Genomic DNA, 353 nt, shown 5'->3' with positions numbered 1-353 from the left:
AGCTCAGCTGGTTAGAGCGCACCCCTGATAAGGGTGAGGTCGGTGGTTCGAGTCCACTAAGGCCCACCACCAAGTTTCAATGGAATACTTCCCATGGGGACTTAGCTCAGCTGGGAGAGCACCTGCCTTGCACGCAGGGGGTCAACGGTTCGATCCCGTTAGTCTCCACCATCTTTATTCTCCGCACAGCCTGCTGGTCAGATGGGCGGAGGGCAGAACTTGTTCTTTGAAAACCGGATAGCGAAACGAAATGCGCAAATTAGAAATTCTCTACAATGCCTTGTGTGGTTTAGCCGACAGGTTAAGCTATTAAGGGCGCACGGAGGATGCCTAGGCGCCAGGAGCCTAAGAAG

1 tRNA gene is annotated in these 353 nt (G+C 53.5%); it reads left to right on the top strand.

Annotation, left to right across the window (positions count from 1 at the left end):
* The first annotated feature begins 95 nt into the window (after positions 1-95).
* Positions 96-171, top strand: a tRNA-Ala gene (locus KVT38_RS33595).
* The last annotated feature ends 182 nt before the right edge of the window (positions 172-353 follow it).

This window comes from Cohnella sp. GbtcB17, assembly GCF_019091135.1.
GTDB lineage: Bacteria > Bacillota > Bacilli > Paenibacillales > Paenibacillaceae > Cohnella.
Note: the sequence above shows the minus strand (reverse complement) of the source record. Positions and strands in the feature narration are given on the sequence as shown.